Genomic DNA, 12,164 nt, shown 5'->3' on the forward strand with positions numbered 1-12,164 from the left:
TGCACGACTCGCCCAGTGCCGACCCTGGCACTCGCGATGACCCGCGACAACGGGTCCCGGCCGTCATCTCGCGCCGTCCCTACCCCCCGAACGAGCGAGACCCGTCACCCCACGACCGGAGAACGCGGTCCTCCGCCAGCGCGGACGACGCGGTCGCGAGCGCGTCGTGATCGGCGCCCCCGCGGAGCATGGACACGCTGCCCGAGGCGACGGAAAATGGAAGACGGAGGTGGTTCCCATGGTTCAGGTGATCAGGCGAGCGAACAGTCTGCAGCGTCGGATCGCTGCGGGACAGGCGGATCCGATCAGCGACCGCGAGCGCGAGCAGCTCGAGGAGCTGCGCCAGACCTTCGTCCGCCGCTTCGGCAAGGACCCGGACGTCCGGCCGACCACGAAGACGGCCTGACGGCTCCGGGTCAGCTCGTTCGGCTCAGCCAGAAGTCGACCGCATCCGGGGTGGGGCGGCCGGTGACGCGGACGACGTCGCCGAACTCCAGGACGCTGTCGGGAGACTCTTGGAACGTGGGCCAGCGCTCCCCGCCGGGGGTGTCCGGCTCGTCGCCGGCGACGAAGGCGAGCCAGCGCCCGCTCATCTCGCTCTCGAGCCGGCGGTCGACGGCCGTGTAGTCGGCGTCGCCGTCCGCGCCGAGGTTGCCGAACGCGTACATGACCTCCGCGCCGTGGTACGCGCCGAAGCGCTCCAGGCCGCGGCCGGGCGGGGTGCGGGTGAAGGAGTAGACGTGGACGGGCGCCGACCCCGAGGCGGCGGCCGCGAGCGCCCACCGGCGCATCGGCGCGGTCATCGACTCGTCGGTGCCGGCCCGCAGGCGCGACTCCGTGACCTGGTCCGCGTCGCCGCCCGGGTACAGCTCGAGGAAGCGGTCCGCATCCTGGCCGTAGTCCTCCCGCGCCTCCCGGGCCAAGGTCTCGGGGTCCGAGTCGACGCCGCTGATCAGGTCGAGTGACGTCTCGTCGGAGTTGCTGCCGAGGAGGAGGGGGACGTCGTTCTGCCGCCCGGCCGCGTAGACGGCGCTCGGGGTGTCCACGAGGACCACGCCGTCGACGGTCGGCCACCAGTGCGTCGAGAGGCTCTTCGCGGCCTCGGCGATGCGCGCGGCCGGCATCGCCCGCATCTCCGCCAGGCTCGCCCCGCCGAGGGCCTCGCTCAGGCCGACCGCCGCCTCGCGCGCCACGGCGGCGGTGTCGTAGAGGTCGCCCTGGTCGCGATCGCCCGCCGTTCCCAGGCAGCCGCCGCTCTCGCCGATGATCCCGTGCAGGAGTCCGGCCGCCAGCGGCGAGGCGCCGAGGAGGCAGGCGCTGCCCGAGCCGGCCGACTGACCGGCGACGGTCACCCGGTCCGGGTCTCCGCCGAAGGCGGCGATGTTGTCCTGCAGCCAGTGCAGCGCGGCGACCTGGTCGAGCAGGCCCTGGTTGCCCGGGGTGCTGCCGCCGAGGGCGTCCTCAGCGAGGAAGCCGAAGACCCCGAGCCGGTAGTTGAGTGTGACGACCACGGTGCCGCCGCGCGACGCGAGCGCGGTGCCGTCGTAGGCGGGCAGAGCGCCGGAGCCGGCCACGAATCCGCCGCCGTGCAGGTAGACGAGCACGGGGCGGGGCTCGGCGGCCGCGGCGGACGGCCGCCAGATGTTCAGGTGCAGGCTGTCCTCGTCCGTGTCGTAGCCGCCGAGCAGCGTCTCCTCCAGCGGCAGGTCGAGCACGCGGGTGGCGGCCCGGGAGACGAACGACGGCTCGGGCTGGACGGCCGAGGGTCCGAAGTCGTCGGCGACGAGGACGGTCGACCGCTGCGGGGCCGGGCTCGGCGCCGCCCAGCGCAGCGCCCCGACCGGCGGAGCGGCGTAGGGGATGCCGGCGAACGCGTCGACGCCGGCCGAGGAGTTCCGGACCCCGACGACATCGCCCTGCCGGGTGGCCACCGGGTCGGTGCGCGGACCGTCGAGGGTCCGGGTCGCCGCGGGCGGCCCCGCCGCGAGCGCCGCCGCTCCGACGACTGTCGCAGCCGCGATCCAGGCCGCTCCTCGAACGAACCAGCGCCGGGGACGCCAGGTCCTCGCGGCGAACGCCACCACTGCCAGAGCCGCAGCGACGACGAGCCAGCCCCACCACGGCACCTGGTTCAGCCAGGCGAGCACCGCACCGACGAGGCCGACGGCCGCCAAGGACGGCCACGGCGTCCTCCGTCGACCCCGTCCCGTCGCTTCGTTCGTCGGTTTCGGTTCTGAACTCAATACGCTTCGCATCGAATACAGAACGTACTGAAAAAGTGCGCGCCGAGCAAGGTCGCGCCTAGGCTGACTCTGTGAACAACGGCGAGCCCACCCCGGTCCGGCGTCGGAGCGAGACGCGACGACGCCTCCTCGCGGCGGCCGCCACCCTCTTCGAGAGCAGCGGCACCATCGGCCAGCGCGTCGAGGACATCTGCGCGCAGGCCGGCTTCACCCGCGGCGCCTTCTACTCCAACTTCGCCGGCGTCGACCAGCTCTATCTCGCCCTGCACGAGGAGCAGGCGGCGCGAGTGTGGGGGCGGCTCCACCTCGCCCTCGAAGCCCGGGTGCAGGAGGACGGCCGCGAGGAGACGCTCGACGACGCCGTGCGCGCCCTCCTCGATGCGCTGCCCACCAGCCGCGAGTGGTTCTCCCTGCGGTCGGTGCTGCTGGCGCGGGCCGCCGCCGACCCCGCCTTCGCCGCGCTGATGCTGATCGACGACGGCCGCGTCCCCCGCGAGCTGGGGGAGCGGTTCGTCGCTCTCGCCGCCGTGCACGGCCGCGTCCCGATCGTCGAGCCGTCCGTCCTGGCGAAGGCCGTCGTCGCGGCGCACGTCGGCACCGTGAGCCAGTGGCCCGTGGACGCCGACGCGGCGCTCACCCAGCGCGTGACGATCGCCGCGGTGCTCCGCGGGCTGACCGTCGAGGCCGCCGCGACTCAGTGAGCGGAGACGCCGGCCGAGGCGAGGCGCCGCGCGAGCCGGTAGGCGTTGCGGGTCGAGTCGAGCGTCGCCGCTCCGGTGCCGACGATGTCGAAGGCGGTGCCGTGGGCCGGCGTGCAGATCGGCAGGTCGAGCCCGGCCTCCAGCGTCACCCCGCCGTTGAAGGCCCGGGTCTTCAGCGCGATCTGGCCCTGGTCGTGGTACATCGTGACGATCCCGTCGAAGGAGCCGTCGAAGCCCCTCCGGAACAGGGTGTCGCAGGGGAACGGCCCCGCCGCATCGAGCCCGGAGGCGACCGCGCGCTCGACTCCCGGGCGGATCCGAGTGATCTCCTCGTCGCCGAAGAGGCCGTGCTCGCCGGCGTGCGGGTTGAGCGCGCAGACGGCGATCCGCGGGGCCGGAGTGCCCGCGCCGACCAGTAGATCGTGCAGGAGCACGATCGACTCGAGGACGCGGTCGCTCGTGACGAGGTCCGCGACTTCGCGGAGGGCGACGTGGGAGGTCACCCGCGAGGTCCAGAACGACGTGGTGACGTTCACCTCCGAGGCCGTGTGCGAGCCCGTGAGGCGGTTCTCGAACCAGCGCATCTCGTCCGGCTCCGTCATCCCCGCCTCGTGCAGCGACGTCTTGTTCAGCGGGCCGAAGACCAGCCCGCCGATCTCGCCCGCCGCGTGCAGCTCGAGTCCGCGCTCGAGGCAGGCGAGCGCCCACCGTCCGCTCGCGGCACTCACGGCACCGCGAGCGGACGGCCAGGAGCCGGCCGGCTCGACCAGGCGAACGCGACCGGGCTCCAGGATCCCGTCGAGAGCGACCGCGAGGCCGCTCCGCTCCAGCCCCTCCGCCAGCTCCTCGCGGGAGGAGACGACGACGAGCGGGTCGGCGGCCGAGCCCCGCAGCTCGTCGAGCAGCCGCACGATGAGCTCGGGGCCGACGCCGGCCGGGTCTCCGGTGGTCACGGCCAGGGGGATCGTCATGAGGGTCCTCTCGTCGTCGGCGACGTCCGCCGACGGGGTCGGGTGGTGGCTCGTGCAGTGCTGCATCAGCCGGTGAAGTCCGGCGGCACCTTGGCCCCGATCACCGGCCGCACGGTCGGGAACTCGGCGATCCGCAGCCGCGCGGTGCCGTAGGGCACGAGGTCGATGGTGTTGATCCAGCGCGCCGGCGCAGGACCGTCGACCGGGTGGCTCGCGCTCGCCCCGTCGCGGGTCCACTCGGCGAGGTCGCGGATGCCGACCGCGTGCACGCGGACGGGCGGATCCGCGCGGTCGAAGGGCACGTCGCCGACCGGAGACCGGCGCACGTCCCACTCCTCGAGCGGGACCGGGGCGTCCGGGTAGAGCGCCTGGTTCCAGGAGCGCTGCGGGAAGACCTCCCACTCGCCCATGCCCCGAGCCTCCGGCACCGGACGCCAGTACTCGTCGGGCGTCGCGACCATGACCAGCGGCCCGACCCGCACTCCCACGGCCTGGCGCTCGCGGCGGATGCGGCGCGGGCTCATCGGGAGGTGCAGGACGACCTCGTCGCCCTCGGTCCAGAGACGATCGACGGTGACGTAGCCGTCGTCGTCGGGGCTCGCATCGAGAGCCTCGCCGGCGACCGCGAGGTCGAACGAGGTCGCCCAGCCCGGGACGCGCAGCAGGAGCTTGATCGGCTCCGTCGTCGTGGACGACACCACGCGGAAGGTGACCGTCTCGGTGAAGGGGTAGTCCGTGATCTCCTCGATCCGCAGCTCGCCGCCGCCGATGCTCGCGCGCACCTCGCTCGGCCCGTAGGCGGTGACGGCCAGTGCGTCGTCTCGGCGCAGCCACAGCGCCGCGACGAACTTCGGCCAGCCCTGGTGGTAGTTCGCCGTGCAGCAGCCGAAGTGCGGCTCGAACCCGAAGACGTTGGCCCCGTTGGTGCTGTAGGACCAGTCCCGGTCGGCGGTCGACGCCTCGATCTGGTTCGCCTGCTGGTGGTACTGGTGCGCGACCATCCGCGGGTCCGACGAGGCGGGCAGCAGGTTGTAGGCGGCTCCCTCGAGGAGGTCGGAGTACTCCGAGCGGCCGGTGACCCGGGCGGCGATCGCCATTGTGAACATGTACTCGACGATCTGGCAGGTCTCCACGCCGCGGTTGGCCTCGCGGCCGGCGAGCCACTCGTCCCCGGAGAAGAGCCCGTGCACCTGCCCGTGCCAGCGGTCCAGGTTCGCCAGCGCGCGCTGGGTCGCCTCGTGGGCGTCGCCGCCGAGCATGAGGGCGCGGACCGCCGGGTTCTTCAGCGCCATCGCGACGTTCGGCCCGTGCGTGCGGTGGTCGAAGTACATCGCGCGTCCGGTGATCAGGCCGTCCGAGAAGGCGTCGTCCCAGTCGGGTCCCTGGCCGAAGAGCAACTCGGCCAGGCGCGTCCACTCGTCCCGCGGGGCGCGCTCCTGCACCCAGGCCAGGGCGAGGACGTTCTCGGCGGCGCGCGCGGCGGCCCAGTCGTGCAGCGGCCGGGTCGGCAGCTCGCGCAGCTGGTGCTCGAAGTAGCGCTCGAGGAAGGGGAGCACGCGGGCATCGCCGGTGACCTCCGCGTGCTGCTGCAGCACCTTGGCCGCGACCATCCGCGGCCACCAGTCGTCGTTGCCGGCCGGGCCGAACTGCCCGTCCGGCCGCTGGCTGGCGAGCATCCACTCGATCCACTTCTGCGTGCGCTCGATCAGGGCGTCGTCGTCGAGCAGGTGCGCGAGCGGCACGAGGCCGTCGAGGTAGTAGGGGCCGCGCTCCCAGCTCTCGCCGGGCCCACCCAGCCAGCCGGAGTCGGGACCGAGGTCCTTCCAGATCTCCTCGATGTGTCCGGAGAGACCGTCGGCCTGGATCCGGAGCTGGCGGCGCAGCCAGCCGGCGGGACGCACCGACCCGAGGGGGAGCGCGTCGAAGGAGGCGTGAATCGTCACAGGTGTTTCCTCAGTTCGTGAAAGGGCGTGGAAGAGGTCAGCCGCGCAGGGCGCCCTCGGTGAGACCACCGATGTAGAAGCGCTGCAGCAGCAGGTAGAGGACCAGGCAGGGCAGGATCGCGACGGTGGTGCCGGCCTGCAGCAGCCCCCAGTCGATCGATCCGTAGGCGCCGGTGCGGATGTTGACGAGCATCACCGAGAGGGTGAACGTCGAGCCGTCGTTCAGCAGCAGGAGCGGGATGAAGAACTCGTTCCAGGACACCAGGAAGGCGAAGAGGGCGACCGTCACCACCCCCGGCAGCACCAGCGGCAGCGAGACGCGGAGGAAGACGGCGATCGAGGAGGCGCCGTCGACCCGCGCGGCCTCCTCCAACTCCACCGGGATCGCCTCGAAGCTGTTGCGCATCAGGAAGATGCTGAAGGGCAGCTGGAACACCGTGAGCACGAGGCCCACCGCGACGAGGCTGTCCTGCATGCCGGCCCGGGCGAACATGAAGTAGAGCGGGAGCACGAGCGTGGCGTGCGGCACCATCAGCACCGCGATCACCGCGAGGAAGACGAGGTTCTTGCCGCGGAACCGGAAGCGGGCGAAGCCGTAGCCGCCCAGCGTCGCGATCACCATGGTGAGGACGACCGAGACCGTCGCCACGATCAGCGAGTTGCCGACGTACTGGCCGAGCCCCTCACCGTTCTGCACGAGCTCGTCGTAGTTCGCGGTGCTCCACTCCTGCGGCCAGAGCGTGGGCGGCGCGGCGCTCGCCTCGCCCGGGGTCTTGAACGAGTTGAGCACCGACCAGAGCAGGGGGAAGAGGAAGAGGAACGCCAGGACGATGCCGGTGACGTGGAACGGGACGCCCCGCACCCTCGAGCGCCAGCCCTCCCGGCGCCGGGGCGGCTTCGCGTGCAGGGAGGGCTCCGGAGGAGTCGTCGCGGGAGGTCGGACGGCGGTGGTGCTCATTTCTCGGATCCCTTCACCAGGCGCAGCTGCACGCCGTTGATCACCACGAGGGCGATGAGCATGATGATCGACAGGGCGGCGGCCTTGCCGAGGTCGAACGAGGTGAAGGCGGTGTTGTAGATCGACATCACCATCGTCACGGTCGAGTTGTCGGGTCCGCCCTGCGTCATGACGGTGAACTGGTCGAAGGCCAGCAGCGAGCCGGTGACCGACAGCACGAGCAGGAGCGCGAGAGTCGGCCGCAGGAACGGCAGGGTGACGAACAGGAACCGCTGCCACGCGTTGGCGCCGTCCATCAGGGCGGCCTCGTTGACGCTGGACGGGATGGACTGCAGCGCGACCAGGAGGATCACCACCTGGAAGCCGACGAACTTCCAGACGATCATGAAGGTCACCGCGAGGGTGGCGCTGAGCGGGGTGTCGAAGAAGCCGACCGGACCGTCGACGATCCCGAGCCAGCGGAGTGCCTGCGCGAAGATCCCGACCTGGTCGTTGTAGTTCACGACCCACATCAGGCTCGCCGTCGAGAGTCCGACGACGTAGGGCGCGAAGATCGCGATTCGGTAGAACTTCGCTCCGCGCCGGGTGGAGTTGAGGAACGCCGCGAGCACCAGGGCGAGCACGAAGATCGAGGCGGTCGCCAGGGCGGTGTAGCCGAGCGTGAAGAGGATGGCGCCGATGTAGCCCGGGTCGGTGAAGATGTCGATGTAGTTCCCGATGCCGATCACCGTGGGCGACCCCAGCAGCGGCCAGTCGCTCAGCGACATGAACACGACGATGCCCAGGGGCAGGACGAAGAGGACGAGGATCGTCGCCGCCGTCGGGGCGATGAACGCCCAGCCGGCGAGCTGCTCGCGCGAGGCGGCGGTCCGCCCGCGGGGACGGAGCGCAGGCGCCGCCCCCGCCCCCGCGGGAAGAGTGGTGGTGGCCACGATCAGTAGGCCCCGTCCAGCAGGGACTGGATCGCCGACTGGCCGTCCGCCAGCGCGCCGGACTCGCCGTTGAAGACGACACCGCGCATGGCGGTCAGCCACGGACCGTTCGGGGAGTTGATCGCCTCGCCGTAGGCCAGGGTCGACGGGGTGTAGCCGTTCGCCAGACCGGCGGTGATGGCGACCAGTCGCGGGTCCGCGGCGGTGTACTCGTTCTCGGCGAGGTCGACGCGGACAGGCAGGTTGCCCGACTTCGCGACGATGTCGACCTGCTGGTCCTCCTCCAGCGTCCACTGGATGAAGTCCCACGAGGCGTCGGCGTTCTTCGAGGTTCCGGAGATGCCGATGACGTCGCCGCCCACGAACGTGCCGGTGCCGCTGCCGTCCGCCGTGGCGAGCGGCATGTAGCCCCAGTCGAAGTCGACGGTCTCATTGACGGACGGGATGGAGTACGAGCCGTTCGGCCAGATGCCCGCCTTGCCCTGCAGGAAGGGCTCCTGCTGGGTGGTGGAGTCGCCGGTCGAGGCTCCGGGAGCGACGAGGCCGTCGGCGTAGAGGCGCTGGTAGAGGCCGAACCAGTCGGCGAGCGCGTCGCTGTCGATGTCGGCAGTGGCGCCGTCGTCGCTGAAGGGCACTTCGTCCGCGGCCTTCGCCACTCCGAAGGAGGTGTAGGCGTTGCAGCCGGCGCAGCTGCCGGGGAAGTACGCGCCGTAGGTGTCGTCACCCAGGGCGGTGATCGCCTTCGCGGCGTCGTAGATGCCGTCGTAGGTGGTCGGCGGGTTCTCCGGGTCCAGTCCCGCCTTCGCGAAGAGGTCCTTGTTGTAGAAGATGAAGCTCGAGTCGACCTTGTGCGGGACGGCGTAGCTCTCGCCGTCGAAGGTCGAGGCGTCGACGTGCGCCTTGACGAGATCGTCCGCGTAGGGGAGCTCGGCGATGCGGTCGGTGATGTCGAGGTAGACCGACTGCTTGGCGTAGTTGGGGGCGTAGACGACGTCGGACGCGAGGATGTCGGGGAGCGAGCCTGCTCCGGCCGCCGCGCCGACCTTCTGCTGGAAGCTCTCCGAGGCGACGATCGTCAACTCGATCTGCGTGTCGTGCGACTCGTTGTAGGCGTCGACGAGCGCCTCCGTGTAGTCCTGGGTGGAGGAGCGCGCCCACATCGTGAGCTCGCTCGCCTCGCCGGAGCCGGTGCTGCCGCTCGCCGCTCCGCAGGCGGAGAGCGCCAGGGTCGCGGCCAGGACGGTCGCGCCGCCGACCGTGAATCGCGTCGGTCTGTTCATGATTTCTCCTCTTCGAGATGACAGGGCCGTGGGCCTCACCCAGTGTCGGAGTCGGAGTGCGCACAAAGCAAAACTTTCCCAATCTTTCTCAAATCGGCCTTGCGGTGCCGGTGAACAGTGGGAAAACTGACTGCGCAAAGGAGGTGCGTAATGGATGGACAGCGGATCACGCTGGCGCGGATCGCGAGCGAGGCGGGCGTCTCGCTGAGCACGGTGTCGAAGGCGCTGAGCGGAACCGGCCGGATGCGGGGCGAGACGCGCGAGCACATCGAGGGCGTCGCCCGTCGGCTGGGCTACGACCCGGGCGTCGCTCGCCGCGAGGTGCGCACCACCCGCGCGTACACGATCGGCCTGCTGACCACGGACAGCTTCAGCCGCTTCGCGATCCCGCTCATGCTCGGTGTCGAGGACGCTCTGAGCGCGGGGCAGATCTCGGTGCTGCTCGCGGACGGCCGCGGCGATCCGATCCGCGAGAACCACCACCTGCAGACCTTCCTGGCCCGGCGGGTGGACGCCGTGATCGTCACCGGCCGGCGCGCCGAGACCCGGCCGCCGATCGCCATCTCGACCCGGGTCCCGGTCTGCTACGTCCTGGCCCGGTCGCAGCAGCCCGACGACCTGTCGATCGTCATCGACGACGAGCACGGCGGACGGCTCGCCGTCTCGCACCTCCTCGCCCTCGGCCGTCGCCGCATCGCCTACATCTCCGGACCGCAGAAGCACCTGGCCGCTCGGCTGCGCTACGCCGGCATGCTCGACGAGCTCGCCGCGGCCGGGGTCGCTGCCGAGGACGTCACCGCGATGTGGGGCAGCTGGAGTGAGGCTTGGGGGCGGCAGGCCGCCAGCATCCTCATCCGCGACGGGCGGCCCTACGACGCCGTCTTCTGCGGGAGCGACCAGATCGCGCGCGGCGTGGTCGAGCAGCTCCAGGAGGACGGCGTGCGGGTGCCCGAGGACGTCTCGGTCGTCGGCTTCGACAACTGGGACGTGATGGCGCTGGCCTCCCGTCCGCCGCTGACGACGGTCGATCCGCGGCTCGACGAGCTCGGGCGCCTCGCCGCCGAGTCTGTCCTGGCGATGCTCGGCGGCGAGCAACGGCGCGGGGTCCTGCCGCACGAATGCGAGCTGGTCGTGCGCGAGTCGACGGCGGTGATCCCGGCATGACCGGGCCCGACACGACCGAGCTGCCCGACCCGCTGATCCGGCCGGAGACGCTGCACCGGCTCTCCGAGCACGTGCACCTCGTCCCCGACGGCTCGCGGGCCCGTGTCCCGAACGTCGGCATCGTCGTCGGCGAGCGCAGGGCCCTGGTCGTCGACACCGGGATGGGCGCGGAGAACGGCGCGAGGGTCCTCGCCGCCGCGCGGTCCGTCGCGGGGGAGCGCCCGCTGCTGCTGCTCACCACCCACACCCATCCCGAGCACGATCTCGGTGCCGGCGCCTTCCCTCCCGACGTCGTGCTGCTGCGCGCGCGCAGCCAGGTGCGCGAGCTCGAGACGACCGCCCCGGCGGTGGCCGACGACTTCCGAGCGGCGTCCCCGCACTATCGGCGCCTGCTCGAGGGGGCGGTGTTCCGGCCCGCCGACATCGTCTTCGACGACGCGATCGAGCTGGACCTCGGCGGAGTCGCGGTGCTGATCACCGCCATGGGGACGAACCACACCGAGGGCGACACGGTCGCCCTCGTGCGGGAGGACCGGGTGCTGTTCGCCGGCGACCTCGCGATGGCGGGTGCTCCGGCGTTCGCGAGCCCGCACTCGCGGATCGGACCGTGGCTGCGGAGCCTCGAGCGGCTGCGCTCCATGGCGCCCGCGATCATCGTCCCGAGCCACGGCCCGACGGGAGGTCCGGAGCTGATCGACGGCTACGACGCTCATCTGCGCCGGGTGCTCGATCGGGTGATGGAGCTGCGCGCCGCGGGCGCCGGGAGCGACGAGGTCCTCCGGACCGTCGTGGCGGAGCGCGGCAGGGATTTCGGGGACACGGGAAGGCTGGAGGGCGCCGTCCGGGCGGCCCTCCGCGAGGACCACGACGAGAGGACGGGCGGGAGCCGATGAGCGACGAGACAGCGGACGAGGGACGAACGGACGAGAGACGGACGGACGAGAGACGAACGGACGCCGAGGCGCTCCTGCAGGGCGACGGCGGACTCGAGCGGCTGTGGACGGGCGCCGTCTGGAGCGAGGGGCCGCTCTGGATGCCGGCCGAGGGGCGCCTGCGCTGGAGCGACATCCCGAACGACCGGATCCTGCAGTGGGACAGCGCGACCGGGGAGACCTCGGTGCACCGCGAGGGTGTCGAGTTCACCAACGGCCGGCTGCTGGACGCGGACGGGAGCGTGGTCCAGTGCTCGCACGGGCTGCGCCGACTGGAGCGCGAGCGGCCGGACGGCACGGTCGAGGAGCTCGTCTCGAGCTGGAACGGCGGCCGGCTGAACTCGCCCAACGACGTCGCGGTCGCGCCCGACGGCTCCTACTGGTTCACCGATCCGGACTACGGCATCCGGCAGCCGGCCGAGGGGCACCCGGGCGAGCGCGAGTACGGAGCGCGCTGGGTCTTCCGCTGGAGTGCCGAGGACGGCCTCGCGCCGGTCGTCACCGACATCGTGCAGCCGAACGGCATCGCCTTCTCCCCGGACGGCGCGACGGTCTACGTGACCGACAGCGCGCGCGGCCTCGAGGACGGCCCCGGCCACTGGATCCGCGCCTACGACGTCGTCGACCGGGGGATCGGCGCCCGCGACGGCCGCCTCTTCGCGGTGATCGAACACGGCCTGCCCGACGGGATCGCTGTCGACGAACGCGGCCGGGTGTGGTCCTCGGCCGGCGACGGCGTCCACGTCTTCGCCCCGGACGGCGCCGAGCTCCTGTTCGTGCCCGTGCCGGAGGTCGTGGCGAACGTCTGCTTCGGCGGGCCCGACGGCACCGACCTCTTCATCGCCGCGACCACCAGCCTCTACCGGCTGCGGACGCGCACCCGAGCCGCCCGGGCCGTCACCGCGTAGCGAATCCGTGCGCCATTCGCCAGGATCTGCTGTTCACCGGGGTCCGGAACAGCACATCTTGTCGAACGGAGGAGCCTGTCGAACACGGAGGAGCCTGTCGAACGGAGGAGCGCGTCCATCGGACGCTCGCGT

At 71.8% G+C, this 12,164-nt stretch carries 11 protein-coding genes; 5 read left to right on the forward strand and 6 right to left on the reverse strand.

The genetic code is table 11. From position 1 onward, the window contains the following. Nucleotides 1-238: 238 nt before the first annotated feature. The gene (locus tag C1I64_RS19995; RefSeq protein ID WP_164874469.1) at nucleotides 239-406 is read left to right on the forward strand and encodes a hypothetical protein; all 168 of its coding nucleotides are present in this window, start codon (nucleotides 239-241) and stop codon (nucleotides 404-406) included. A 10-nt stretch (nucleotides 407-416) separates the two neighbouring features. On the opposite strand, the gene C1I64_RS06720 is transcribed toward C1I64_RS19995, so the two are convergent. Further along, a complete protein-coding gene (locus tag C1I64_RS06720) occupies nucleotides 417-2,174 on the reverse strand; it encodes a carboxylesterase/lipase family protein (RefSeq protein WP_164874470.1) in 1,758 nt (585 codons plus the stop codon). Nucleotides 2,175-2,314: 140 nt separating this feature from the next. Between C1I64_RS06720 and C1I64_RS06725 the strand changes: the two genes are divergently transcribed. Then, nucleotides 2,315-2,944, forward strand: a complete 630-nt coding sequence (locus C1I64_RS06725) for a TetR/AcrR family transcriptional regulator (protein ID WP_127886665.1) — start codon at nucleotides 2,315-2,317, stop codon at nucleotides 2,942-2,944. Here C1I64_RS06725 and C1I64_RS06730 read toward each other — a convergent pair. The 5 genes from C1I64_RS06730 to C1I64_RS06750 all read right to left on the reverse strand — a co-directional run bounded on the left by C1I64_RS06730 (nucleotide 2,938) and on the right by C1I64_RS06750 (nucleotide 9,028). After that, nucleotides 2,938-3,915, reverse strand: coding sequence for a PdxA family dehydrogenase (locus C1I64_RS06730; protein ID WP_127886666.1), 978 nt, complete (start codon nucleotides 3,913-3,915; stop codon nucleotides 2,938-2,940). The two genes, C1I64_RS06725 and C1I64_RS06730, sit on opposite strands and share 7 nt — an antisense overlap. Before the next feature lie 65 nt (nucleotides 3,916-3,980). Continuing rightward, nucleotides 3,981-5,858 (reverse strand): beta-L-arabinofuranosidase domain-containing protein, encoded by a 1,878-nt coding sequence (locus C1I64_RS06735; RefSeq protein WP_164874471.1) that lies wholly within the window; start codon nucleotides 5,856-5,858, stop codon nucleotides 3,981-3,983. A 37-nt stretch (nucleotides 5,859-5,895) separates the two neighbouring features. After that, entirely contained in the window at nucleotides 5,896-6,816 is a 921-nt protein-coding gene (locus C1I64_RS06740) for a carbohydrate ABC transporter permease (RefSeq protein WP_123737057.1), read from the reverse strand. Then, on the reverse strand, nucleotides 6,813-7,748 hold the full coding sequence (locus tag C1I64_RS06745; RefSeq protein ID WP_244209415.1) for a carbohydrate ABC transporter permease: 936 nt from the start codon (nucleotides 7,746-7,748) through the stop codon (nucleotides 6,813-6,815). The genes C1I64_RS06740 and C1I64_RS06745 overlap by 4 nt, the downstream gene beginning before the upstream one ends. A 2-nt stretch (nucleotides 7,749-7,750) precedes the next feature. Beyond that, nucleotides 7,751-9,028, reverse strand: coding sequence for an ABC transporter substrate-binding protein (locus C1I64_RS06750; protein WP_127886668.1), 1,278 nt, complete (start codon nucleotides 9,026-9,028; stop codon nucleotides 7,751-7,753). Nucleotides 9,029-9,178: 150 nt separating this feature from the next. Between C1I64_RS06750 and C1I64_RS06755 the strand changes: the two genes are divergently transcribed. Genes C1I64_RS06755 through C1I64_RS06765 form a run of 3 tightly spaced genes read left to right on the forward strand, consistent with a single transcriptional unit; the run spans nucleotide 9,179 to nucleotide 12,032 of the window. Further along, nucleotides 9,179-10,192, forward strand: a complete 1,014-nt coding sequence (locus tag C1I64_RS06755; RefSeq protein WP_127886669.1) for a LacI family DNA-binding transcriptional regulator — start codon at nucleotides 9,179-9,181, stop codon at nucleotides 10,190-10,192. Further along, complete coding sequence (locus C1I64_RS06760) at nucleotides 10,189-11,085, forward strand: MBL fold metallo-hydrolase (protein WP_164874472.1); 897 nt, start codon at nucleotides 10,189-10,191, stop codon at nucleotides 11,083-11,085. Before C1I64_RS06755 ends, C1I64_RS06760 begins: the two co-directional genes overlap by 4 nt. Next, entirely contained in the window at nucleotides 11,082-12,032 is a 951-nt protein-coding gene (locus C1I64_RS06765) for an SMP-30/gluconolactonase/LRE family protein (protein WP_127886671.1), read from the forward strand. Before C1I64_RS06760 ends, C1I64_RS06765 begins: the two co-directional genes overlap by 4 nt. The last annotated feature ends 132 nt before the right edge of the window (nucleotides 12,033-12,164 follow it).

The sequence above is a fragment of the Rathayibacter festucae DSM 15932 genome (assembly GCF_004011135.1).
GTDB lineage: Bacteria > Actinomycetota > Actinomycetes > Actinomycetales > Microbacteriaceae > Rathayibacter > Rathayibacter festucae.

Coding starts and splice junctions, on each gene's coding strand:
- C1I64_RS06765 (WP_127886671.1), top strand. CDS start 11,082: ATGAGCGACGAGACAGCGGACGAGGGACGAACGGACGAGAGACGGACG.
- C1I64_RS19995 (WP_164874469.1), top strand. CDS start 239: ATGGTTCAGGTGATCAGGCGAGCGAACAGTCTGCAGCGTCGGATCGCT.
- C1I64_RS06740 (WP_123737057.1), bottom strand. CDS start 6,816: ATGAGCACCACCGCCGTCCGACCTCCCGCGACGACTCCTCCGGAGCCC.
- C1I64_RS06750 (WP_127886668.1), bottom strand. CDS start 9,028: ATGAACAGACCGACGCGATTCACGGTCGGCGGCGCGACCGTCCTGGCC.
- C1I64_RS06760 (WP_164874472.1), top strand. CDS start 10,189: ATGACCGGGCCCGACACGACCGAGCTGCCCGACCCGCTGATCCGGCCG.
- C1I64_RS06755 (WP_127886669.1), top strand. CDS start 9,179: ATGGATGGACAGCGGATCACGCTGGCGCGGATCGCGAGCGAGGCGGGC.
- C1I64_RS06730 (WP_127886666.1), bottom strand. CDS start 3,915: ATGACGATCCCCCTGGCCGTGACCACCGGAGACCCGGCCGGCGTCGGC.